Genomic DNA, 23240 nt, shown 5'->3' with positions numbered 1-23240 from the left:
AAAAGGAAACCAAGAATGAAACGGCTTCTCTCCGGGATTTCCACCCTGGCCGTGCTCGCGGCCTCGATTTCCGCGCCCGCACACGCCTGCACGCGAACGCTCTATGTCGGCGACGGCAACCTCGTGCTCACCGGGCGCAACATGGACTGGAAGGAGGATATGTCGTCCAACCTATGGGTCCTCCCGGCCGGCATGAAGCGTAACGGGGCGGCTGGTCCGAAGTCGGCGGAGTGGATCTCGAAATACGGCAGTGTGATCGTCTCGGGCTACGAGGCGGGCAGCACCGACGGAATGAACGAGAAAGGCCTAGTCGCGAACCTGCTCTATCTCGCCGAATCTCAATATCCCAAGCCGCTGCCGGGCAAGCCCGACCTCTCCATCTCGACCTGGGCGCAGTACGCGCTCGATAATTTCGCGACGGTGGCCGAGGCCATCGAGGCGCTCAGGGCCGAGCCTTACAACATCTTGGCCCCAACGCTCCCGAACGGCGCACCGTCGACCCTGCATCTCTCGATGTCGGACGCCTCGGGCGACTCGGCGATCCTGGAGTATGTGAACGGCAAGCTCGTGATCCATCACGGCAAGCAATACACCGTCATGACCAATTCGCCGATCTACGACGAGCAGCTTGCGCTCAACACCTACTGGCAAGGCATTGGCGGCCTCACTTTCCTGCCCGGCACCAATCGGGCCGCCGACCGCTTCGCCCGCGCGTCGTTCCTCCTGTCCGCGATCCCACGGCAGAAGGACAAGAACTACATCCAGGGCGTACCGGAGCAGTCCTTCACCTTCCAGGCGGTCGCCAGCGTCATGAGCGTCATGCGCGCCGTCAGCGTGCCGCTCGGCATCACCACGCCCGACCAGCCGAACATCTCGTCGACGATCTGGCGGACCGTCTCGGACCAGAAGAACCTCGTCTATTATTTCGACTCGGCCACCCGGCCCAACACCTTCTGGGTGTCGTTCGACAGGCTCGACCTGAAGCCCGGTGCGCCGGTGAAGAAGCTCACCATTCAGAGCGGCGAGGTCTTTTCGGGCGAGACGTCGGGCCAGTTCAAGCCGGCCGAAATCTTCAAGTTCCTCCCCGCTAATCCACAGTGACCATGCGCATCGGTATCGATCTCGGCGGCACCAAAATCGAGGGCATCGTCCTCGCGGACGACGGAAGGGAGCGCGCGCGCCTGCGCGTTCCCACGCCGCGCGACAGCTACGAGGCAACCCTCGAAGCCGTCGCCGGCGTGATCCGCGAGCTCGAAGCGCAGGTCGGCGAGTCGTGCCGCGTCGGCGTCGGACATCCGGGCGCGATCTCGCCCGCCACGGGTCTGGTCAAGAACGCCAACTCGACCCGGCTGAACGGGCGTCCGCTCGATGTCGACCTGAAGCAGGTCCTCGACCGCACCGACATCCGCTTTTCCAACGACGCCAACTGCTTCGCCGTCTCGGAGGCTTCCGACGGCGCGGGCGCCGGTGCGCCGATCGTTTTCGGCGTCATCCTCGGGACGGGCGTCGGCGGCGGCGTGGTGATCGACGGCAGGCCGGTGGTCGGCGCCCAGGCGGTCGGCGGCGAATGGGGGCACAATGCCCTGCCCTTGCCCCGCGACGACGAACGCCCGGGACCGCAATGCTATTGCGGCCGGAAAGGCTGCGTGGAGTCCTGGCTGAGCGGCCCGGCTTTCCAGGCCCAGTATGTGAAGGCGTCAGGAAGCGAGTTGCGCGCCACCGACATTGCCGAGGCGGCCGCCACGGGCGAGAAAATCGCGTCGGAGTGCCTCGAACGCTATTGCGACCGTCTCGCACGCTCGCTCGCCAACGTGGTCAACCTGCTCGACCCGCACGTCATCGTGCTGGGCGGTGGCCTGTCGAAAATCCCGCAGCTCTACGACCGCGTGCCCGAATTGTGGAAGGACTACATTTTCTCGGAACGCGACAGGATCGCGACCAGGCTGCGCCCGCCGCAGCACGGCGACTCAAGCGGCGTCCGCGGCGCCGCCTGGCTCTGGCCAGTCTAGATCGGAAGGATCCCTCGCTACGCTCGGGATGACACCGAATCGTTCAGCTGTGTCATCCCGAGCGTAGCGAGGGATCCTTAATTCTGGGTGCCACGCATGCCGACCTACTGGGTTTACATTCTCACCAACACGAGCCGGAACGTCATGTATGTTGGTGTGACGAACAATCTCGAAAACCGAATTGCCCAGCATCGACAAGCCTCGAGAGAGAGCTTCACGGGGCGTTACAACGTAACGACCCTCGTCTATGCCGAAGATTATCAGTACGTCGAAGATGCGATCGCCCGTGAAAAACAGATCAAAGGCTGGCGGCGATCGAAGAAGAATGAATTGGTAGAAGCAGCCAATCCGAGCTGGGCCGACCTTCTCGCTACACCACCAAGTAAGGATCCCTCGCTGCGCTCGGGATGACACTGAATGGATGATCTAGAAGCGGTGTCACCCCGAGCGCAGCGAGGGATCTTTCGGTTACTTGCACTCGGGCTTGGGGATCGGCTCGAGGCGGGTGATGCGGTATTCGATGCCGCCCTCGCCCTGCTCGTGGGTACCGTAGAGTTCGATGCCGTTGTCGAGCGTGACGCTGCTCATCTCGAAGGCCGGCTCGCCCTGGCCCTTCGCCTCGGCGTCGAAGAAGCCGGCGCGGTAGTAGATTCGGGTGCGGCCGTCGACCAGCTCTTCCGCGCCTTCGGGGATCTTCACGTCGGCCAGTCGCCTCGGCACCTTGCCGATGACGGCATTGACCTGCTGCGGCGGCTTCACCTTGTCGCCGAAGAAGAACAGAGCGTCGAGGCCGTTTTCGCCGGCCTTGGCGGCACGAATGGTGGCGCGCGCAATGGCGACGGGGAAGAGCGTTCCCTTCGGCAGGGCCACGGTCTGCCCCTCGGGATCGGTGAAGCGCGCCTGGCCGGTGCCGTCGTCGGACATGATCGCCTCGCCCTTGATCAGGCTCGTCTGCTTGCCGCCCGCGACTGCACGATGCTCGAAGGTCAGCTTCCGGCCATCCTTGCTCTCGGTCATCTGGGTCTGCTGTTCGCTCACCACGGCCGAACGCTGGCCGGAGGCTTCGAGGCGCAGCCGCTGATAGATGACATAGCCGTCGCAGGTCTGTTTCAGCTCGTAAGCGTAGGTGCCTCGCGTGCCTCCGCTCGGCTTTCCGTTCTCGATCGAGCCGACGTCGTACGCCGCGCGATGCGGCGCCATCTCCTGCGCCATCGCCGGAGAGGCCAGGACGGCGAGAACGACGGCGGGCGCAAGCAGGCGGCGGATCAGCATCTTGGCCTCGGCACGGCTTGGAGTTGAACGAGACGTGAATCCACGGCGAACTCGCCGTAGTCGAGCAACATCGAACGGGCGATACCATTGCCCAGCAAGTCGAGGGCCAATTCGTACTCGGGATGGGCGCCCTGGTCACCCGTCGCGAAGAAGGCGAAGCGCACGCCCCATGAGGGTTGATTGCGCAGGAGGGCCACGTCGCCCCTCACGACCGGCGCTCCCGTCTGCCGCGGCGGCCGGCCGATCACCGCGTTCACCTGGAAGGCCCCGTCGAGCCGGGCCCCGTCGAACACCAGATAGGACGCCGATTTGTCGCCGTCGCGCGCGTGCCGGAGAACGAGCGCAAGATGAGTGGTCGGAAAGAGAGTGCCGGCCGGCAACTCGAAGCTCCGGGCCTCCGGCAGCGAAAAGGACGCCCGGCCCTTGCCGCCCACCGCGTCGAGGTCGGCATTGCCCCGCAGTTCCTCTTCGACTTCGTCGTCCTGGATGTTGCGAACGCTGAACCTGAGCGCGAGCCCGTCCTTGGTCTCGTAGCTCGTAAAGCCCGAATCGGTCGAGAACTCCTCGCCGTCATTCCTCAGAAACTTGAGCTTGATCCGTTGCTTGACCTCCCAGCCCTCGCAGGCCTCGACGGTCTCGAGCACCATGCGCCCCGTGACCTCCACGATCCCGCTGTTGGGGCGCGCCACCGACAGCTTCATGTCGTAGGTCGCCCGGTGCGGAACGAGCGGATAGTCCGGCTGCTGCGCGTCGGCGCCTCTTATCCACAGGCCCAGCAACACAAGAGCGCCGACCGCGGCGACAAAGACCGCTGTTTGGACGCGAGGACGGCGAAAACTATGCGTGGTCAACTGACGATGGCTTGGGAGGCTAGGCCTTGTAGCCGGGCTGCCAAGCGTAATATCCATGCGCGCGGAATACCAGAATGATCGCCTGCGTCAGGGCCACACAGGGAGGAATTTTTCGATGAGCAAAGGCAAGCCCCGGGTCCTGGCGACCCGGCACTTCCCGCCCGACGTCGAGGCGCGCCTGGCGGCAAACTTCGATGCTCAACTCAACCCCGAGGACAGGCTCTACGACGGTCCCGCACTGACGAAGGCCGCCGCCGGCTTCGACGCCATCATGTGCGCTGCCGGCGATGCGCTGAACGCCGGGACGATCGCCGCCCTGCCCGACTCGGTCCGCATGATCGCCACTTTCTCGGTGGGATACGAGCATGTCGACGTTGCCGCCGCGGCCAAGCGAAATATCGTGGTCAGCAACACGCCCGACGTCCTGACCGATGCCACCGCCGACATCACCCTTCTCTGCCTGCTGGGAGCCGCGCGCCGGGCACACGAGGGGGCGACCATGCTCCGGACCCATAACTGGGTGGGCTGGACGCCGACCCAGCTGATGGGCACCCACGTTACCGGCAAGCGACTCGGTATTCTGGGCATGGGGCGCATCGGCCAGGCGACGGCCGACCGGGCTCGCGCCTTCCGCATGCAGATCCACTATTCGAACCGCAGCCGTTTGGCGCCCGACCTGGAGAAAGGCGCCGTCTTCCATGCCAATCCCGACGACATGCTGGCCCATTGCGACTTCCTGTCGATCAACGCCCCGATGACGCCCGCAACCGCCAAATGGGTGAATGCCGAGCGGATCGCCAAGCTGCCCAAGGGGGCGATCGTGGTGAACACCGCGCGCGGCGGCGTGGTCGACGACGAGGCGCTGATCGCCGCCCTGAAGAGCGGCCACCTCGCCTCGGCCGGCCTCGACGTGTTCGACGGCGAACCGCGCATCCACCAGGGCTACTACGATCTCGAGAACGCATTCCTGCTGCCGCACATGGGCTCGGCCACGGTCGAGACGCGCAATGCGATGGGCTTCAAGGCACTCGACAATCTCGAGGCCTTCCTGCTCAGGGGGCAGTCGCCGCCGGACCTCGTGAAGGCTTCTTAGACGAACGCTGGGCTGTCCGGGGCTTCTTGGACTTCGCCCGGGTCGTCGACGCTGCGGCTTTCGTGGGTGCCGGCAAGACCGCCGGCTCCGCGCTGGCCGTCATCGGTCCCTCGGCGGCGGACGGGACCGCCGCCGGCGTCTTGTAGGACGCGGCATCCCAGCTCCTCGCCGGGGCATTGGGCGCCGGCTGAAGCGGCGCGGTGTATTCGACGCCGCTTTCCGACACGGAGCGCTGCGGTTCGGTGTAGTCGGTGTTGTAGGGATCCGTGCCGCCGGCGCGGGCCGTGCAGATCTGGCGGCCCTTGAAGATTCGCCAGACCGCACAATCCTGCTTGGTCACCACCGAGACCAGATGGTCCGTCGAGGTCTTGTCGGACGTCGCCAGCAAACCGCCATCCGCCGCATAGCTCGCCGCCGACACAGCTACGGGAACGCCGCAGGCGCCCGTTAGCAGGGCCTGTCCCGCCACGAGCGGCAGGACGAGGAAGACGGGGAGCTTAAATGAGCTCATAATCTTCTTTATAAAAAGACTATAACTCATTGATCGTACTGAACCTTTTCGGTTCAGTCAATTTGCACTCCCTGTACCAGAGCTAGTCCTTCCTGGCGGGCGGAAGACGCAACCCGATGTGCAACTCGCGCAGTTTTTCGGCTGGCACCTCTGCCGGTGCATCCATCATCAGGTCGACCGCCGACTGGTTCATCGGGAAGGTGATGATCTCGCGGATGTTGGGCTCGTCGGCCAGCAGCATGACGATGCGGTCGACGCCCGGTGCCGCGCCGCCGTGCGGAGGGGCGCCGAACTTGAAGGCGTTCAGCATGCCGCCGAAGCGCGCCTCGACCTCCTCGTTGCTGTAGCCGGCGATTCCGAACGCCTTGTACATGATCTCCGGCTTGTGGTTCCGGATGGCGCCCGAGCACAGCTCGATGCCGTTGCAGACGATGTCGTACTGCCACGCCTTGATGGTCAGCGGGTCCTGCGTCTCGAGGGCCTCGAGGCCGCCCTGGGGCATCGAGAACGGGTTGTGGCTGAAGTCGATCTTCTTCAGCTTGTCGTCGTACTCGAACATCGGGAAGTCGACGACCCAGCACAGGGCGAACTCGTCCTCGGCGATCACGCCCAGTTCCTGCGCGATCTTGGTGCGCGCCTGTCCGGCGAACTTCCAGGCGATGTCCGCCGAATCGGCCACGAAGAACACCGAATCGCCGTCCTCGGCGCCGGTCAGTTCCTTGAGCATCGCAAGCCGCTCGTCGGCCACGAACTTGGCGATCGGGCCCTTCCCGGCGCCGTTCTCCAGCGTGATGTAGCCCAGGCCCGGCTTGCCCTCACCCTGCGCCCAGCTGTTCAGCTTGTCGAAGAAGCTGCGCGGCTGGCTGGCGCCCTTGGGCGCCCGGATGGCACGGACCACGCCGCCCTTGGCGACGATGCCGGCGAACACCTTGAAGTCGGAACCGGCGAAAACCTCGCCCACTTCGAAGATGCGCAACGGATTGCGCAGGTCGGGCTTGTCGGTGCCGAACGACAGCAGCGCCTCGGCGAAGGGAATGCGCGGGAACGGGAAAGCCGAGACCTTGCGTGGCGTCTCGCGGTTGAACGACGCGAACTCCTGGAACACGCCGCCCAGCACCGGCTCGATCGCCTCGAACACGTCTTCCTGGGTGACGAAGCTCATCTCGAAATCGAGCTGGTAGAACTCGCCCGGCGAGCGGTCGGCACGGGCATCCTCGTCACGGAAACAGGGCGCGATCTGGAAGTAGCGGTCGAAGCCCGACACCATCAGCAGCTGCTTGAACATCTGCGGCGCCTGCGGCAGCGCGTAGAACTTGCCGGGATGGATGCGGCTCGGCACCAGGTAGGAGCGCGCGCCCTCGGGGCTGTCGGCGGTCAGGATCGGCGTCTGGAACTCGGTGAATCCCTGGTCGATCATGCGGCGACGCAGGCTGGCGATGACCTGGCTGCGCAGCATGATGTTCTTGTGCAGCTTGTCCTTGCGCAGGTCGAGGAAGCGGTACTTGAGGCGCAGCTCCTCCGGCGTCGTGTCGTTTTCCTGGTAGACCGGGATCGGAAGCGGGTCGGCCATCGACTGCACGACCAGCTCGGCGGCATCCAGCTCGACGGCGCCGGTCGCCAGCTTGGCGTTCACGGTCGAAGGCTCGCGGGCCACCACCTTGCCGGTCACCGTAATGACGCTCTCGTTTCGGACGCCCTCGGCGGCCTTGAAGACCGGGCTCGACGAGTCCACCACCACCTGGGTCACGCCATAGTGATCGCGCAGGTCGATGAACAGCAGATTGCCGTGATCGCGCTTGCGCTGCACCCAGCCCGAAAGACGGGCCTGCTGGCCGACATGCTCCGGCCGCAACTGGCCGCACGTATGGGTTCGGTAGACTGAAGACATTACGTATTTTCCGGGTTTTGAAGCCCGGCAAAAGGCACCCAAAGCCGAGCCAAGTCAAGGGATTGGCCGCTTTCCGTTCGCGGCAACTTTGCCGGAGCCGCTGCCGGGTCTATAGATCGTTCCCAATGAAGCTCATCACAACGACCGACGAGTTGGCGGCGTTCTGCAAGCCCCTCGCCGATACCGAATTTGTAGCCGTCGACACCGAGTTCATGCGTGAGCGGACCTATTGGCCCAAGCTCTGCCTGGCCCAGGTCGCCGGCCCCGACGACGCGGCCGCGATCGATACGCTGGCCGAGGGCATCGACCTCGCCCCTCTCGACGAGCTGATGCTCAACCCCAAGGTCCTGAAGGTATTCCACGCCGCCCGCCAGGACCTCGAAATCTTCTACCTGCGCCTCCAGAAGGTGCCCGGCCCCCTGTTCGATACCCAGGTCGCCGCCATGGTCTGCGGCCACGGCGAGGCCGCTTCCTACGAATCGCTCGCGACCCGGCTGGCCAAGGCCAAGATCGACAAGTCGAGCCGCTTCACCGACTGGAGCCGCCGGCCGCTGAGCGAACGGCAGATCACCTATGCCCTGTCCGACGTCACCCATCTGCGGGTGGTTTACGAGAAGCTGAAGAAGCAGCTCGACAAGACCGGCCGGCTCTGCTGGATCGCCGAGGAAATGGCTGTCCTGAACGATCCGGCCATCTACCGGGCCGATCCCGAGCAGGCCTGGCGCAGGCTGAAGCCGCGCGGTGCCTCGCCGCGGGTGATGGCGATCCTCAAGGAGGTCGCCGCCTGGCGCGAGCGCACCGCCCAGCGCATCGACATTCCCCGCCAGCGCTTGCTGCGCGACGAGCAGCTTCTGGAAATCGCCGCCCACGCGCCGAAGTCGATCGAGGAACTGGCCGCCACCCGCGGCCTCGGCCGAGGCTTCGCCGAGGGCTGGCAGGGGCGCGAACTGATGGAAGCGATCGAGCGGGCGCGCGCGCTGCCCGAATCGGAGCTGCCGGTCCGTGACAAGGCTCCCGAGCAGATGCGCGCCCCCGGCGCCATCGTCGACCTGCTGCGCACCCTGCTGCGCCTGAAAGCCGAACAGGCCGGCGTCGCCGGCCGCCTGGTGGCGAGTGCCGACGAACTCGACCGCCTGGCCGCCGGCAAGCGCGACATCGCTGCACTGAAGGGCTGGCGGCAGGAAGTGTTCGGTGGAGACGCCGTGGACCTGATCGAAGGCCGCCTCGCCCTGGCGCTCGAGGGCGACCAGCCCAAGCTCATCAGGCTGCCGTCGGAGTCCTGACCTAGGCGGAAACGATCATCGGCTTGAGGTCGAAGGCCTGCGCCGCGGTCTCGAGGCGGCGGGCCGTGACGTCGCCCAGGCTTCTCTTCAGGGTCGCCGGTACGAGCAGCCGCAACTCCCGGTCGGTGCGGCGAAGCTGGAGTTGGGGCAACAGGCCGGGCGCACCGCCGCTCAGATTGTAGGCGAGCCGCAGGCAGGCGCCGAGGCGCCGGGCATAGCTGCGCGCCCTGCTGTCGGTCAGGCGCAGCGCGGTGTCGATCATCGCTGCCTTGAGGTCGCTCTTGTAGCGATAGGTGAGCGCCATCGCGAGGATCGCCCGCTCGCGATGGCTCATGCCAGGCGCCGGCAGGTGCAATACGCGGAAATAGGCCTGATCGGCGCGATAGTCCGGATGATCGTCCCAGGAGATGTCGCTCAGGTGACAGGCCGCGGTGCGCAGCACACGGTCGCCGTCGGTTTCGTCGACGAAGGCCGGGGTCAGCCAGTCGAAGATTTCCTGCGGCGACAGGTCGAAGCGACGCCAGCCGACGCCCTGCTCCTCGGCAAAGGCGATCAGCGGATGGGCCGCCCGCTCCGTCTCGCTCAGCCGCGAATAATAGAAGCCCTCGCGCAGTCCGAACGCGGAGAAAACGACACTCCGAGGCTTCAGCGCGACCAGCAGCTTGTCGAGCGCCAGGCAGGCGAGCGGCAACGTATCGACACGGCGGCGCGACACGCCCGGCATCTTCTCCAGCGACTTGGCGCTCTGCACGGCAATGAGCCGCGCCACCGCCCGCGCCTCCTCCGCCGAGATCTCGTACTGGTGGATGATGTGCAGCGGATAGCCCGCCTGCTCCATGTGCAGGCGGGCGAAGGATCGCCAGGCGCCCCCCACGGCGTAGAACACCTTGCCCTGCTCCTCGCGGAGCCAGCGCACGTCGTCGATCGCGTCGGTCACGATCTTGCGCGGATCGCCCTTCCCCGACGACATGAGCCGCAGCGGGCCGACGGGCAGCGTGCTCGACGCGCCGAGATGCCCGTTGGACATCGACACGAGTTCGAGGCTGCCGCCACCCAGATCCCCCATGACGCCGTCGGCGTCGGGAATGCCGCAGATCACGCCGTAACCCGAGTAGCGGGCCTCGTCCTGCCCGCTCACGGTATGCGCGACGATCCCGGGCCGGCTGGCGAGCTGGCGCATGAAGTCCGCACCGTCTGCGGCGTCGCGCACCGCGGCCGTCGCCAGCAGGTCGAGCGACGTCACCTTCATGTTGTGGGCGAGCGTGACGAAGCGGTCGATGTTCGCCAGCGCCATCTCCACCCCTTCGGGGTTGAGGCGCCCGGTAGCATCGAGGCCGCGTGCGAGGCCGCACAGGACCTTCTCGTTGAAGACCGGCAACGGCGCGCGGCTTGCACGCTCGTAGACGACCAGACGGATCGAATTCGAGCCGACGTCGATGATGCCGACGCGGCCCTTTTCGTGGGGGCTGTGCGCGGCGGAGGCGCCTGCGATCGGATGGCCGTCCATGCGCGCCCCGTCTAGCCGAAACCGCGAAGGATTACAGCGCCGAAATGGGCGCGACCCGACGCCGCTGCCCGGCTCAGGAGCTCAACACCAGCCGCGGCACCGCGCCGCTCAGCTTCAACGCGCTACCACGCCCGGAGAGCGACGGGTTCGTCATGAAGTAGTGATGGGCGATGAACGGTTCCTTGCCGGTCTGCGGCCGGTGATAGTTACCGTCCGGTGACATAAGCCAGCTTTGACCGTCGTCCTTCAGGTTTGCGACCATGATCTGGTCGAGGACCTGCTCGTGGACCGTCTGGTTCTCCACCGGGCAGAGGAGTTCGACGCGACGGTCAAGATTGCGCGGCATCCAGTCGGCCGAGGACAGGAAGACCTTGGCCTGGAGAGACGGCAGCGACTTGCCGTTGCCGAAGCAGATGATGCGCGCATGCTCCAGGAAGCGCCCGACCATGCTCTTGACCCGGATATGCTCGCTGAGCCCTGGCACGCCCGGCCTCAGGCAGCAGATGCCGCGTATGACGAGGTCGATCTGCACGCCGGCGCATGACGCCGCGTAGAGACGGTCGATCAACGCGCCATCGACCAGCGAGTTGAGCTTGGCCCAGATTGCAGCCGGCTTTCCCGCGCGGGCATTGGCGATCTCGGCATCGATCAGTTCGTAAAGAGTTGGCCGCAGTGTCACCGGCGCGAAGGCGATCTTCTCCATCTGCTCGGGCCGCGCATAGCCGGTCATGTAGTTGAACAGGCGAGCCGCGTCCCGGCACATCGCCGGATCGCAGGTGAAGAACGACAGGTCGGTGTAGATTCGCGCGGTGATCGGGTGATAGTTGCCGGTGCCGAAATGTACGTAGGTGCGGATCGAATTCGCCTCGCGGCGCACGACCATCGAGACCTTGGCGTGCGTCTTCAGGTCGATGAATCCATAGACCACCTGCACGCCCGCGCGTTCGAGGTCGCGTGCCCAGCGGATGTTGGCTTCCTCGTCGAAGCGCGCCTTCAGTTCGACCAGCGCCGACACGGTCTTCCCTGCTTCCGCCGCCGCGATCAGTTCCTTCACGATCGGGGAGTCTGCGCTGGTGCGATAGAGCGTCTGCTTGATCGCCACGACGGCCGGATCGCGCGCCGCCTGGCGCAGGAACTGCACCACGACGTCGAAGCTCTCGTAGGGATGATGGACGACGATGTCCTTGGCACGGATGGCGGCGAAGCAATCGCCGCCGAAGTCGCGGATGCGCTCGGGGAAGCGTGCATTGTAGGGCTCGAACTTCAGGTCGGCCCGGTCGTCGATGATCACGGCCTTCACATCGACGATGTTCAGCATGCGGTCGAGATGGAAGACGTGGACGTTCTGCGTCTGCGCCGGCACTTCGAGCTGATCGAACAGGAAGTCGCGCAGCTCGGCCGGCATGGCGCTGTTGACCGAGATCGAGATCAGGTCGCCGCGCCGGCGGCGCTTCAGCGCGCTCTCGTAGAGCAGGACGAGATCCTCGGCCTCCTCGTTGATCTCGACGTCGCTGTCGCGGATCAGGCGGAAGAAGGCGCGCTCGATCACCTCGTAGCCCGGGAAAAGGCGCGGCAGGTAGATGTCGATCAGGTCTTCCAGCGGCAGGAAGCGGATGTCGCTGCCCGGCAAGCGCACGAAGCGGTCGACCTGCGGCGGCAGCGGCAGCAGCGCCATCAGGGGACGCCGGTCGTCGCGCCGCTGCAGCTTCAGGATGGCCGAGAAGCCGCCATTGGGAATGAACGGAAACGGATGCGCCGGATCGATCGCAAGCGGCGTCAGGATCGGGAAGACCTGGTCGATGAAGTAGGCATCGAGCCAGGTCCGCTCCGCCTCGGTGAGTTCGCCCGAATCGAGCACCGCGATGCCCGCCTCGCGCAGGTCCCCCTGGAGGGCGGCCCAGACGTCCTGCTGTTGCGCCATCAGGGCCGAGGCGCGGTCGCGGATTGCCGAGAGCTGCTCGGCCGGCGTCAGCCCGTCATCGCTCAGAAGGGTCGAGCGGGTCTGCAGCATGTCGACCAGGCCGGCCACGCGAACCATGTAGAATTCGTCGAGATTGGCCGCCGAGATCGAGAGGAACCGCACGCGTTCCAGCAGTGGGTGGCGCTTGTTGGTCGCCTCCTCGAGGACCCGCGTATTGAACGCCAGCCACGACAGCTCGCGATTGATGAAGCGCCGGGGACTGTCGGATGTTATTTCGAGCGAAGCCGGATCGGCGGAGTTGAGCGCGTCCATGTGGACCCCTGAGGGGCACTCTCCCTGAAATTATGCACAGGAACGGTAGCGTCTCTACATAGCGGTGTCATGGCAATTAACTAAGCCATTGTTCCAAATGGATTTAACGACATGACCATGCGCAAGACCATTCTCCTCCTGCGGCATGCAAAATCGGCCTGGGACAGCCCGCGCCTGACCGATCACGACCGGCCCCTCAACCGCCGCGGCGAGCAGGCCGCCCAGACGATGGCGGATCATGTCGCCAGCCATGCCCCGCGGCCCGACCTGATCCTGTGTTCCACGGCCATGCGCACGCGGCAGACGCTGGCGCCGCTGGTCGGCGTACTGGGCAGTCCCACGCCGCCCATCTCGCTCGAGAAAGGCCTCTACCTGGCGTCGGAAGAAGAGCTGCTGGAGCGGCTGCAGGCCCTGTCCGAGGAAGTCTGCACCGTCCTGCTGATCGGCCACAATGACGGCATCGGGCAGATCGCGGCCGCCCTCGCCGCGCGCGGGCCCGAAGAGGCGCTGGCCCGGCTGAGGGACAAGTACCCGACCGGCTCGCTCGCCGTACTCCGCCCCGCGCCCGGCCCCTGGAGCGATCTCGCTCCAGGAGTCTGCAAACTCCTGGCTTTCGTTCGCCCGCGCGACGTCGATTCGCGCTGAGACGTCAGTAGGTGCCGGGGTACTGGCCGCCGTCCATCAGGATGTTCTGGCCGGTCATGTAACCGGCATGCACGCTGCACAGGAACGCGCACATCATGCCGAACTCCTCGGCCGTGCCGAAGCGGCCGGCCGGATGCGCCTTGGCGCTCGCCGCATATTCTTCGTCGAAGCTGCGGCCGGCCTTCGCCGCGCGGGCCTTGGTCGTGCCGCGCAGGCGGTCGGTGTCGAACGGGCCCGGCAGCAGGCCGTTGATCGTGACGCCGTGACGGATCGTGGTGCGCGCGACGCCGGCCACGAAGCCGGTCAGGCCCGATCGCGCCCCGTTGCTCAGGCCCAGGATGTCGATCGGCGCCTTCACCGAGCTCGAGGTGATGTTCACGATGCGCCCGAAGCCGCGCTTCATCATGCCGTCGACGCTTGCCTTGATGAACTCGATCGGCGTCAGCATGTTGGCGTCGAGCGCCTTGATCCAGTCCTCGCGGTTCCAGTCGCGGAAGTTGCCCGGCGGCGGGCCGCCCGCGTTGTTGACGATGATGTCGGGCTCGGGACACGCGGCCAGAACTTGCTTGCGACCGTCCTCGGTCGTGACGTCGACGGCGACCGCCGTGACCTTCACGCCGTACTTCTTGCGGATCTCCTCCGCCGTCGCGTCGAGCTCCGACTTGGTGCGCGCGTTGATCACGAGATCGACGCCCTCGCCGGCCAGCGCTTCGGCGCAGCCTCGGCCCAGTCCCTTGCTCGCCGCGCAGACGATGGCCTTGCGGCCCTTGATGCCCATATCCATTTGCGTTTCCTTCTTCTAATTCACGCGTGTCCAGAGTTGCGTCTTGCCGAACATCGGCGTGCCGACGAACCCGCGCAACCGCAGCTTCCCGTCGGGCTGCAGGCTGATGTTGGCGCTGTAGGTCTTGCCGTCCTCGCCGTTATAGACCTTGCCGTCCTCGAACGTGTTGGGCTCGGCGGCTTTCTTGAAGCCCCAGATCAGCGGCATGCCGATCACCTTGCGCGTGCGCAATGAGGGATTCTCGTTGCGGAAATCCGTGGCGGCGTCCGGCGTTACCGCGGCGCCATCGGGGCCCTTGGGATTGATGAGGTTCACGACGAAGCCGCAGATCGGCCCCGCGGCTGCGTCCGGGCAGGGCGCAATCCTGATCTGGGCAACACCGGACTCGGAGAGCCACGTTCCCATCACGCTTCCCTGCTGCGCCGACGCAGTCGAGGCCGCGAGGCTGAGCGCCAGGGCCGCCAGAATCGTCTTCATCGCCTTCCTCCCCTTCATGCCGCGCCGGCGAAATCCGCCAGCACGTCCGCCGCCAGCCGGCGATCGATCTCGCGCCGCTCCGTCAGCGCCCGCCGGTCGAGCGCGGCGACGACGTGGCGCGCCGCTTCGGCCGAACGCTCCATGTGCGAGACGAGATACTGCACGACGCCAGCGCCCGCGTGCAATTGGCGGTCCGCCAGCTGCTTCAGGATGATCGAGCCCAGCAGTTCGTCGTCGGGCGGCGAGACCGAGACAGATGGTGCCGCGCGCAGCCGGGAAGCGAGATCCGGCAGGGCGATCGACCAGCGCGCCGGCGGCTCCGGCGAGACGAGCAGCAGGAAGCCGCCGCGCTCGCGTATGAGATTGTAGAGATGGAAGAGCCCGCGTTCGGGCGCTCGCTCGGCATGTTCGATGACGATCGCCGGCGAGGCGGCCGCGAGGTCCGTGAGGTCGGCCACGCTCTTCCCGTCGAGGTCGCTTCCGTCCATCACGACCGCATGGCTGCGCGCCGCCCAGATGCGCCCCAGATGGGTCTTGCCGCATCCGGACGGGCCGTTCAGCGACAAAGCGGGCGCCGGCCAGTCCGGCCAGCGCTCGATCCAGGCCAGCGCCTCGCGGTTGCCCTCGGCCACGACGAAATCCTCCCGGGCATAGGTCGGCGGGGGCAGCGCGAGGTCCAGGATCAGCTGGTTGGCCAAGGGCCGCCTCACCCGTTCGCGCTACCGCGATAGAGATCGCTCTCGCGATAGCGCGCCAGGAAGTGGCGCACGATCACGCCGAGCACCGCCGCCACCGGTACCGCGATGAGCACGCCGGTGAAGCCGAACAGCGAGCCGCCGGCCAGCAGCGCGAACATTATCCAGACCGGATGGAGACCGACGCGGTCGCCGACCAGCTTCGGCGACAGGAAGTTTCCTTCGAGCGTCTGTCCCAGCAGGAACACGACCGCGACCTTCACGACGCCCATCCACTCGGGCGGAAACTGCGCCAGCGCCATGCCCAGCGCCATGACCGCGCCCACGAACGTGCCGACGAAGGGAATGAACGAGATCGCGCCGGCGATCAGGCCGATGACCAGGCCGAACTGCAATCCCACCAGCGTGAGGCCGATGGCGTAGAACGTCCCCAGCGAGAGGCAGACCAGCGCCTGGCCGCGCATGTAGCCCGCGATCGCGGCGTTCGATTCGCGCGCGAGCTTGCGGATCGTGTCGGCATGGTCGAGTGGCAGGGTGCCGTCGATCGCCGCCATCAGCTTCTCCCAGTCGCGCAGCAGGTAGAACGTCACGACCGGCGTGATGAACAGCAGGCCGAGCAGGTTGATGATCGCCACACCGCGCTCGGCCACGGCGCCCACGAGGCCGCCGGCGAAGGCGAGGCCCTTACCCGCCCACTGCGTCGCTTCCGCCTGCAGGTCGTGGACGCTGGGCGGATCGAAGCCCAGACGGTTGCGCAGCGGTTCGAGCAGCGGCTGGATGCGGCCCATCGCCTTCACGATGTATTCCGGGGCGCTGGTGATCAGCGACTGGATCTGACCGAACAGCGGCGGCAGGATCGCCATCACGATCCCGACGGCCGCGAGGACGGCCACGATCGTGACCACCGACGTGGCCATGGTGCGCGACAGGCGCGCCCGCTCCAGCCGCACCACGACGGGGTCGAGGAAATACGCCACGACCATGCCGACGACGAACGGCAGCAGGATGTCGTTCAACAGCCACAACAGCAGCAGCACGACGGCGGCCACCACGAACCAGAACAGCCAGCGCCCCAACGCGGGTGATTGCCCCATCGATCAGACTCCCCGGGCCGCGCCTAGCGCGCCTGCAGCTGCCACTGGCCCGCTTCCTGGGAAAGGCTCAGCCCCGCCTGCGCCAGCGTGCGTTGCAGCTCCTCGGTCGTGCCGAAATAATCGAGCTTCAGGTCGGCACGATCGGATTCCAGCGTCTTCACCGTCACCGCCTTCACGGCCGGGATGGCGCCGAGGCGCTGCCGCACCTGAACCCAGTCGCCGAGCGCCCGGATCGGCACCACCACGTCGAGCGAGTCCTGCGAATCGCGGCGCACGGTGCCGATGCTGCGCCAATCCTGGTCGGCCTTCGCGTGGATCGCCTTCACGGCCGCCGGCAGGTCGGACGCGCTGGCGACGGGAATGCGCGGAATCTCGGTGCGGGCGCCGGTCTGCGTGTCGTAGCGCATGCCGCCGACCGTGAGCCCGCCGCTGGCCTTGTCGCCGTCGACCGTGGCAACGATGATCGTCGGCGCGCGGTAGCGCTCATTCAGCCGCGCCAGCGCCGAGACGTCGCCGACATAGGCCTGTTCCGCCGAGAGCACGCCCTGATCGGTCGGATCGCCCCGCAGCAGGGTGACCGGCACGGCACTGCCGGCACTGTCCAGTTGCTGCCAGGCCTCGCGCCAGGCATTGCGGTCGTTCAGCGGCTCGACCCCCGCTGACCCCTTCCAGAGTGGAATCACGAGGGCCGGCCGCGGCACGGTCTCGACGATTCTCGCGCCGGTGCCCCCCAGGTACGACTTCACCGCATCCGGCGCGAAAACGACGTTGAGCGTGGCGATGTAGCGATTGGGCGCCGATCGCTCGCGCACGAATTCGACACCGCGCACCATGTTCTCCAGCTGCGCATCGTCAATCTGCGGCAGCCGCGCACGATCTTCCGCCGACACCATGCGGTTCACGAGAAGGCCCAGCGCCTTGCGCCGCGCCTCGCGAATACCCTGCGCGCGGGCCTGCACCGCGTCCGCGCCGGTGACATCGACATCGACCCCCGTGACGTCGTAGCCGGTGCCTCCGGGAGACTGCGCCACGGCGACATTGGCGGCGAGGACCGCCAGGAGCGCGGCAGCAATCGTGGAAAAGACGCGGCCTATCGGCATTGCGGGGGTCCGGTTTTTAGTTATGTTCGCGGCGACCTATCTAGCATGAAAGAAGCCGGCTTGAAGCCTGACGCCCCTGGCCACAATCGCCCCCCCCTCACCTACAAGGACGCCGGCGTCGACATCGATGCGGGCGACGACCTCGTCGAGCACATCAAGCCGCTGGCCAGGAGCACCAACCGGCCCGGCGTGATGGGCGGACTGGGCGGCTTCGGCGGACTGTTCGACCTCAAGGCGGCAGGATTCACCGATCCGATCCTGGTCTCCGGCACCGACGGCGTTGGCACCAAGCTCAAGGTCGCGATCGAGGCGGCCGTCCCCGACACGGTCGGCATTGACCTCGTCGCGATGTGCGTCAACGACATCGTGGTGCAGGGCGCCGAGCCGCTGTTCTTCCTCGACTACTATGCCAGCGGCCGCCTCGACGTCGATGTCGGCCGCCGTCTGGTGGCCGGCATCGCCGAAGGTTGCCGGCGCGCAGGCTGCGCCCTGGTTGGCGGCGAGACGGCCGAGATGCCGGGCATGTACGTCGATGGCGACTACGATCTCGCCGGCTTTACCGTGGGCGCCGCCGAGCGCAACGCGCTGCTGCCGCGCAGCGACATCGCGCCCGGCGACGTTGTCCTCGGCATCGCCTCGAGCGGCCCCCACTCCAACGGCTATTCGCTGGTGCGCCGCGTCGTCGAGCGCAGCGGCCTGAAATATTCCGATCGCGCTCCCTTCGCGGACGCGACCCTGGGCGAGGCGCTGCTCGAACCGACCCGGATCTACGTGAAGCAGCTCCTGCAGGTGATCCGCGGCACGGGCGCCATCAAGGGGCTGGCCCACATCACCGGCGGCGGCCTGCCCGGCAACGTGCCGCGCTGCCTGCCCGACGGACTTCGCGCCCGCCTCGACGCGCGCACCTGGAAGGCGCCGCCGGTCTTCCGGTGGCTCCGCGACGTCGGCCAGGTCCCGACCGACGACATGCTCCGCACCTTCAACTGCGGACTGGGCATGATCGTCATGGTCGCGCAGGCGGACGCCGCCCGTGTCGCCACGGCCCTGAAAGAAGCCGGCGAGACGGTGAGCGAGATCGGTACGATCGAGACGGCCCCGACCGACGAAGCCGACTGCGTGGTCGACCATGCCGAAAGCCTATGGCGAAGCTGAAGGTCGGGGTTCTCATCTCCGGCCGCGGCAGCAATCTCGCCGCGTTGATCGAAGCGGCCCGGGCTGCGGACTATCCTGCTGAAATAGCCTGCGTGGTGAGCAACAGGGCCGACGCGCCGGGGCTCGAGATTGCAGCCGCGGCGGGCATCCCCACCGCCATCGTGTCCCACCGGGACCATCCCGATCGCGAGACCTTCGACCGGGCCGTCTCGGCCGAACTGGAACGGCATGGAAGCGGGCTGGTCGTGCTGGCGGGCTTCATGCGCATCTTCAGCCCCTGGTTTCCCGCCCGGTGGGCGAACCGGCTGATCAACATCCATCCCTCCCTGCTGCCGGCCTTCAAGGGCATGCACGTACAGCGGCAGGCACTCGACGCCGGCGTGCGCCTGAGCGGCTGCACCGCCCATCTGGTGATCCCCGACCTCGATTCCGGTCCGATCATCGCGCAGGCGGCCGTGCCGGTACTGGCTGGCGACACCGAGGAAACCCTATCCGCGCGCATCCTGCGCCAGGAGCATCGCCTCTACCCGCTGGTCGTGCGCTGGTTCGCCGAGGGGCGCGTGAACATCGCGGGCAACAAGGTCACGGTCGAAGGCGTCGCGTGCGACGCCACGCTCCTCTTTTCTCCCCAACCCTAGTTGGCTATAACCACGCCAACGGTTTCAACGGGGACGCGAAATGGCTGAAGCGCAGGACGACTATCCGGCTCACCTGGCGACTTACACGTCGTTCAACAAGCTGGTGACCTTTTCGATCCTCTGGATCGTCCTGCTGCTGGTTGCCATGGCGATCGGCCTGGTGGGCCATCTGCCCCTGCTCGCCCTCGTGATGGGCGTCGGCGGTTCGATCGCGCTGCTGATCGGGTTCGCCATCCTGAGCTGACGCGGAGCCACCGACCGCGCAAAAGAAAAGCGGCCCTCTTGGGCCGCTTTTTTCATTGTGGAGAGGCGCCGGCTTCAGCCGACGATCTCGGAACCCGCAAAGAAGTAAGCGATCTCGATGGCGGCGTTCTCGGCCGAGTCAGAGCCGTGCACCGAGTTGGCTTCGATCGACTCGGCGAAGTCCTTGCGGATCGTGCCGGCGTCGGCGTTGGCCGGGTTGGTCGCGCCCATGATCTCGCGGTTCTTCGCGACGGCGTTCTCGCCTTCCAGGACCTGCACCACGACCGGGCCGGACGTCATGAACGTGCAGAGCTCGCCGAAGAACGGACGGGCCTTGTGCACGCCGTAGAACTCCTCGGCCTGCTGGCGGCTCATCTGGATGCGCTTCTGGGCGACGATGCGCAGGCCCTTCTCCTCGAAGCGCGCATTGATCTTGCCGGTGAGGTTCCGGCGGGTCGCGTCCGGCTTGAGGATCGAGAAAGTACGTTCGACGGCCATGAATTCCCTCGTGCAGTCCGTGATTTCGAGCTTGTGGGCGCGCCTTATAGACGCGGCGTTTAGGCCCGGCAAGCAGACCCTATGAGCTTGGTTTGCGGCTGAAGCGCGTGGTAAATGCCCGCCGCCCATGCTCCACATCAACGACATCTCCTTCCGCCACGGCGAGCGTGTGCTCTTCGACCGCGCTTCGGCGGCCTTTTCCGACGGCTGGAAGGTCGGCCTGGTCGGCCGTAACGGCGCCGGCAAGTCGACCCTGCTGCGCCTGATCCAGAGGCAGATCGAGGCCGACAGCGGCGAGATCAACCTGATGGGCCGCACCCGGATCGGCTCGGTCCCGCAGGACCCGCCGGGGGGCGACATTTCCGTGATCGACGCGGTGCTGGCGGCCGACGTGGAGCGCAGCGCCCTCCTCGCTGAGGATCAGACCTGCCACGACGGCGTTCGCCTGGCCGAGATCCATGCCCGCCTCGAGGAAATCGGCGCGGCGTCCGCACCTTCCCGCGCCGCCTCGATCCTGAACGGCCTGGGCTTCGACAACGACAAGCAATCCCGCCCCTGCGGCGAGTTCTCCGGCGGCTGGCGGATGCGCGTCGCGCTGGCCGGCACGCTGTTCAGCGACCCCGACCTTCTGATCCTCGACGAGCCGTCCAACCATCTCGACGTCGAGGCCATGATCTGGCTGACGGAGCACCTCAAGCGCTTCCGCAACACCGTCCTGATGGTGAGCCACGACCGCGACCTGCTGAACGACGTGTGCGACCACATCGTCCACATCGACCAGCAGAAGCTCGTCGCCTACACCGGCAACTACGACTTCTTCGAGCGCACGCGCGCCGAGCGGCTCGCCAACGATGCGGCCCAGCAAGCCAAGGTCGCCGCGCAGCGCAAGCACATGCAGGCCTTCGTCGACCGCTTCAAGGCCAAGGCCAGCAAGGCGCGTCAGGCGCAGTCGCGCATGAAGATGATCGAGAAGCTCGGCCCCGTGGCCTCCGTGCCGATCGACGAGCGCATCTCGTTCAACTTCCCCTCGCCCGACATCCTCGCCTCGCCGATCGAGACGCTCGACGACGTGTCGGTCGGCTATCCCGACGGGCCGCTGGTGCTGCGCAACCTCGACCTGCGCATCGACATGGAAGATCGCATCGCGCTGCTCGGCCAGAACGGTAACGGCAAGTCGACTTTCATCCGCCTGATCTCCCAGCGCCTGGACCCGCGCGAAGGCCAGTTCAAGAAGACGCCCAAGCTGCGCGTCGGCTATTTCTCGCAGGACCAGGAAGAGAGCCTCGACTTCGAGGCGACGCCGTTCGATCACATGGCCCGCGCGCTCGGACCGGGCGCCGGCGAGGCCAAGGTCCGGGCACAGCTCGGTCGCTTCGGCTTCTCGCGCGATCGCGCCAACCTCAAGGTCGGCGTCATGTCGGGCGGTGAGAAGACGCGCCTGCTGCTGGCGCTCGCCACCCGGACCGCGCCGCATCTGCTGCTGCTCGACGAGCCGACCAACCATCTCGACATGGATGCGCGCGCTTCGCTGGTCGACGCCATCAACGACTTCGAGGGCGCGGTCGTGCTGGTGAGCCACGACACGCATCTCGTGAAGATGGTCGCCGACGCGCTCTGGGTCGTTCAGGGCGGCACGGTGAAGCCGTTCGACGGCGACATCGACGAATACCAGGCCAAGCTGCTGAAGGAGCGCGGCTCGCGCCCGGCCAAACCGGAGAAGCCCGCCGACGCGGCCAGCAAGAAGGACCAGCGGAAGGCCGCCGCCGACAACCGTACCAGCAAGGCGCCGCTCAAGAAGGCCGTCGACAGCGCCGAGAAGATGCTGGCCCGCCTCACCGAGCAGCTGAACGGCGTGCTGGCCAGGCTCGGTGACCCGGCGATCTATGCCGGTCCCGGCACGGTCGTGACCGAACTCCAGAAGGAAAAGGCCCGCCTCGAGCGTGAGGTCGAGAATGCCGAGAAGCGCTGGCTGACCGCGCAGGAAGCGCTGGAAGCCGCCGCCTGACGGCTATTCGGCCACCGCCGGATAGGCCGGCTTCGGCGTGCTGCTGTGCCGGATCAGCATCACCATGCCGGCGTTGAACGTGTAGAGCCCCACGGCGATCCAGAAGATCACGGCCGGCAGGCCGCTGCTCATCAGGAAGCCGAACAGCGGCGGCGCCACGAACGAGCCGATATCGAGGCCCGAATAGACGAAGCCGAAGACCTTGCCCGACGCGCCGGGCGGCGTGGCGTTGCGCACGATCATGTCGCGCGACGGATTGGTGATGCCGCCCGCCGCGCCCGCCAGCGCCAGCAGGATCGGCAGGAAGGTCGGCGACACGGTCTGGGTGGCGACCGGTACGGTGAGACAGGCAGCCGCCAGCAAGCCGAACGCCGCGACGAGATCGTGTCGGCGGACGCGGTCGGCAAAGTAGCCACCGACCAGGATGCCTGCGGCCGAGCCCACGATGAACACGATCAGGCAGAAAGCTGCGTAGTTCTCCGTGACGCCGAACATGCTGCTCCAGGCCGGCACCGCGAACTGCTGGATGCCGACAGTGTTGGCCGCGATCAGCGCGAAGTAGGCGAGGCAAAGCAGCAACGCTGGCTGCAGGAAAAGCGCCAGGGCCGGCCGGGCGCCGGGAAGCGCCGCGGCGGCCCGCACCTTCACGCGATGATCGACCAGCTCCTCGCGGTGGATGAAGACGAGTGCCGAGAGGACGATGCCGGGCAGCGCTCCGATCAGCGCCGCCCCCACCCAGCCGAACAGGCTGTCGAGGAAGTACATGACTGGCGCGGCGGCCCAGCCCAGCGAACCGCCGAGCCCGTGGATGCTGAAGGCGCGGCCGAGCCGGTTATGGCTCACCGACGAATTGAGCAGCGCGAAGTCGGCGGGATGAAAGACCGAGTTGCCCAGGCCGGCGATCACGGCGATGCAGGCGAAACCCACGAAGGAATGCGCGAACGAAATGCAGGCAAGGCCAAGGCCGACCACGAGCAGGCCTCCGGCCAGGATCGGGCGTGCGCCGAACCGGTCGACCGCGAAACCGGCGGCTGTCTGCGCGATGCCGGAAACGCCATAGAAAATGCCGGCGAGCAGGCCGACATCGGCGTAGCTCAGCCCCACTTCCTGGCGGACGATCAGGAGCATCGTCGCGAAGGCGAGTTGGTAATAGTGACTGGCGCCGTGGGCGATGCCGATCAGGCTGATCACCCGGAAATCATGCTGAAGCGGCGGCGTGGCGGTTGCGGCGGACATGAGGACCTCGTCCCCGCGATCATAGG

23 protein-coding genes are annotated in these 23240 nt (G+C 66.6%); 10 read left to right on the top strand and 13 right to left on the bottom strand.

Features of this window, described 5'->3' with window-relative positions; all coding sequences use genetic code 11:
- Positions 1 to 15 precede the first annotated feature (15 nt).
- The 3 genes from KQ910_RS17645 to KQ910_RS17635 all read left to right on the top strand — a co-directional run bounded on the left by KQ910_RS17645 (position 16) and on the right by KQ910_RS17635 (position 2420).
- Positions 16 to 1101, top strand: a complete 1086-nt coding sequence (locus tag KQ910_RS17645; protein ID WP_216963109.1) for a linear amide C-N hydrolase — start codon at positions 16 to 18, stop codon at positions 1099 to 1101.
- A 2-nt stretch (positions 1102 to 1103) separates the two neighbouring features.
- On the top strand, positions 1104 to 2009 hold the full coding sequence (locus tag KQ910_RS17640) for an ROK family protein (protein ID WP_216963107.1): 906 nt from the start codon (positions 1104 to 1106) through the stop codon (positions 2007 to 2009).
- A gap of 96 nt (positions 2010 to 2105) precedes the next feature.
- Positions 2106 to 2420, top strand: coding sequence for a GIY-YIG nuclease family protein (locus tag KQ910_RS17635; protein ID WP_216963103.1), 315 nt, complete (start codon positions 2106 to 2108; stop codon positions 2418 to 2420).
- A gap of 57 nt (positions 2421 to 2477) precedes the next feature.
- Here the strand turns inward: KQ910_RS17635 and KQ910_RS17630 are convergent, their stop codons facing one another.
- Together KQ910_RS17630 and KQ910_RS17625 are read right to left on the bottom strand one after the other, a co-directional pair.
- Positions 2478 to 3281 carry an EipB family protein gene (locus KQ910_RS17630; RefSeq protein WP_216963099.1) on the bottom strand — a complete coding sequence of 268 codons (804 nt, stop codon included), beginning with the start codon at positions 3279 to 3281 and terminating at the stop codon, positions 2478 to 2480.
- A complete protein-coding gene (locus tag KQ910_RS17625) occupies positions 3275 to 4189 on the bottom strand; it encodes an EipB family protein (RefSeq protein ID WP_216963096.1) in 915 nt (304 codons plus the stop codon). Before KQ910_RS17625 ends, KQ910_RS17630 begins: the two co-directional genes overlap by 7 nt.
- Before the next feature lie 58 nt (positions 4190 to 4247).
- On the opposite strand from KQ910_RS17625, the gene KQ910_RS17620 reads away from it, so the two are divergent.
- Positions 4248 to 5225 (top strand): 2-hydroxyacid dehydrogenase, encoded by a 978-nt coding sequence (locus KQ910_RS17620; RefSeq protein WP_216963093.1) that lies wholly within the window; start codon positions 4248 to 4250, stop codon positions 5223 to 5225.
- On the opposite strand, the gene KQ910_RS17615 is transcribed toward KQ910_RS17620, so the two are convergent.
- Positions 5185 to 5736: a hypothetical protein gene (locus KQ910_RS17615; RefSeq protein WP_216963090.1), complete on the bottom strand. Its 552-nt coding sequence runs from the start codon at positions 5734 to 5736 to the stop codon at positions 5185 to 5187. The two genes, KQ910_RS17620 and KQ910_RS17615, sit on opposite strands and share 41 nt — an antisense overlap.
- Positions 5737 to 5818: 82 nt before the next feature.
- Positions 5819 to 7624, bottom strand: coding sequence for an aspartate--tRNA ligase (gene aspS / locus KQ910_RS17610; RefSeq protein ID WP_216963087.1), 1806 nt, complete (start codon positions 7622 to 7624; stop codon positions 5819 to 5821).
- Positions 7625 to 7749: 125 nt separating this feature from the next.
- Here aspS and rnd point away from each other — a divergent pair, with 125 nt between their 5' ends.
- Positions 7750 to 8907 carry a ribonuclease D gene (gene rnd / locus KQ910_RS17605; protein ID WP_216963084.1) on the top strand — a complete coding sequence of 386 codons (1158 nt, stop codon included), beginning with the start codon at positions 7750 to 7752 and terminating at the stop codon, positions 8905 to 8907.
- A 1-nt stretch (position 8908) separates the two neighbouring features.
- On the opposite strand, the gene KQ910_RS17600 is transcribed toward rnd, so the two are convergent.
- Together KQ910_RS17600 and KQ910_RS17595 are read right to left on the bottom strand one after the other, a co-directional pair.
- On the bottom strand, positions 8909 to 10414 hold the full coding sequence (locus KQ910_RS17600) for a Ppx/GppA phosphatase family protein (RefSeq protein ID WP_216963081.1): 1506 nt from the start codon (positions 10412 to 10414) through the stop codon (positions 8909 to 8911).
- A 73-nt stretch (positions 10415 to 10487) separates the two neighbouring features.
- A complete protein-coding gene (locus KQ910_RS17595) occupies positions 10488 to 12647 on the bottom strand; it encodes an RNA degradosome polyphosphate kinase (RefSeq protein WP_216963079.1) in 2160 nt (719 codons plus the stop codon).
- Between the two features lie 111 nt (positions 12648 to 12758).
- Between KQ910_RS17595 and KQ910_RS17590 the strand changes: the two genes are divergently transcribed.
- Positions 12759 to 13292, top strand: a complete 534-nt coding sequence (locus KQ910_RS17590) for a SixA phosphatase family protein (RefSeq protein ID WP_229600439.1) — start codon at positions 12759 to 12761, stop codon at positions 13290 to 13292.
- A gap of 4 nt (positions 13293 to 13296) precedes the next feature.
- Here the strand turns inward: KQ910_RS17590 and KQ910_RS17585 are convergent, their stop codons facing one another.
- Genes KQ910_RS17585 through KQ910_RS17565 form a run of 5 tightly spaced genes read right to left on the bottom strand, consistent with a single transcriptional unit; the run spans position 13297 to position 17442 of the window.
- Positions 13297 to 14076, bottom strand: a complete 780-nt coding sequence (locus KQ910_RS17585) for an SDR family oxidoreductase (RefSeq protein WP_216963074.1) — start codon at positions 14074 to 14076, stop codon at positions 13297 to 13299.
- A gap of 15 nt (positions 14077 to 14091) precedes the next feature.
- Complete coding sequence (locus tag KQ910_RS17580) at positions 14092 to 14553, bottom strand: DUF2147 domain-containing protein (RefSeq protein WP_216963071.1); 462 nt, start codon at positions 14551 to 14553, stop codon at positions 14092 to 14094.
- 14 nt (positions 14554 to 14567) lie between these two features.
- The gene (locus tag KQ910_RS17575; RefSeq protein ID WP_216963068.1) at positions 14568 to 15251 is read right to left on the bottom strand and encodes a P-loop NTPase family protein; all 684 of its coding nucleotides are present in this window, start codon (positions 15249 to 15251) and stop codon (positions 14568 to 14570) included.
- Positions 15252 to 15259: 8 nt separating this feature from the next.
- Positions 15260 to 16342, bottom strand: coding sequence for an AI-2E family transporter (locus tag KQ910_RS17570; protein WP_216963065.1), 1083 nt, complete (start codon positions 16340 to 16342; stop codon positions 15260 to 15262).
- 23 nt (positions 16343 to 16365) lie between these two features.
- On the bottom strand, positions 16366 to 17442 hold the full coding sequence (locus KQ910_RS17565; protein WP_216963062.1) for a DUF2066 domain-containing protein: 1077 nt from the start codon (positions 17440 to 17442) through the stop codon (positions 16366 to 16368).
- A 45-nt stretch (positions 17443 to 17487) separates the two neighbouring features.
- Between KQ910_RS17565 and purM the strand changes: the two genes are divergently transcribed.
- The 3 genes from purM to KQ910_RS17550 are packed head-to-tail and all read left to right on the top strand — an operon-like array spanning position 17488 to position 19476.
- Positions 17488 to 18594 carry a phosphoribosylformylglycinamidine cyclo-ligase gene (gene purM / locus KQ910_RS17560; RefSeq protein WP_216963059.1) on the top strand — a complete coding sequence of 369 codons (1107 nt, stop codon included), beginning with the start codon at positions 17488 to 17490 and terminating at the stop codon, positions 18592 to 18594.
- Positions 18582 to 19232, top strand: coding sequence for a phosphoribosylglycinamide formyltransferase (gene purN / locus KQ910_RS17555; RefSeq protein WP_216963057.1), 651 nt, complete (start codon positions 18582 to 18584; stop codon positions 19230 to 19232). Before purM ends, purN begins: the two co-directional genes overlap by 13 nt.
- Before the next feature lie 40 nt (positions 19233 to 19272).
- A complete protein-coding gene (locus KQ910_RS17550; protein WP_216963054.1) occupies positions 19273 to 19476 on the top strand; it encodes an aa3-type cytochrome c oxidase subunit IV in 204 nt (67 codons plus the stop codon).
- Positions 19477 to 19550: 74 nt separating this feature from the next.
- Here the strand turns inward: KQ910_RS17550 and ndk are convergent, their stop codons facing one another.
- The gene (gene ndk / locus KQ910_RS17545) at positions 19551 to 19973 is read right to left on the bottom strand and encodes a nucleoside-diphosphate kinase (RefSeq protein WP_216963051.1); all 423 of its coding nucleotides are present in this window, start codon (positions 19971 to 19973) and stop codon (positions 19551 to 19553) included.
- 127 nt (positions 19974 to 20100) lie between these two features.
- Here ndk and KQ910_RS17540 point away from each other — a divergent pair, with 127 nt between their 5' ends.
- Positions 20101 to 21978 carry an ABC-F family ATP-binding cassette domain-containing protein gene (locus KQ910_RS17540; protein ID WP_216963048.1) on the top strand — a complete coding sequence of 626 codons (1878 nt, stop codon included), beginning with the start codon at positions 20101 to 20103 and terminating at the stop codon, positions 21976 to 21978.
- Positions 21979 to 21981: 3 nt separating this feature from the next.
- On the opposite strand, the gene KQ910_RS17535 is transcribed toward KQ910_RS17540, so the two are convergent.
- The gene (locus KQ910_RS17535) at positions 21982 to 23214 is read right to left on the bottom strand and encodes an MFS transporter (protein ID WP_216963045.1); all 1233 of its coding nucleotides are present in this window, start codon (positions 23212 to 23214) and stop codon (positions 21982 to 21984) included.
- Positions 23215 to 23240: the final 26 nt, after the last annotated feature.

It is taken from the genome of Reyranella humidisoli, assembly GCF_019039055.1.
GTDB lineage: Bacteria > Pseudomonadota > Alphaproteobacteria > Reyranellales > Reyranellaceae > Reyranella > Reyranella humidisoli.
Note: the sequence above shows the minus strand (reverse complement) of the source record. Positions and strands in the feature narration are given on the sequence as shown.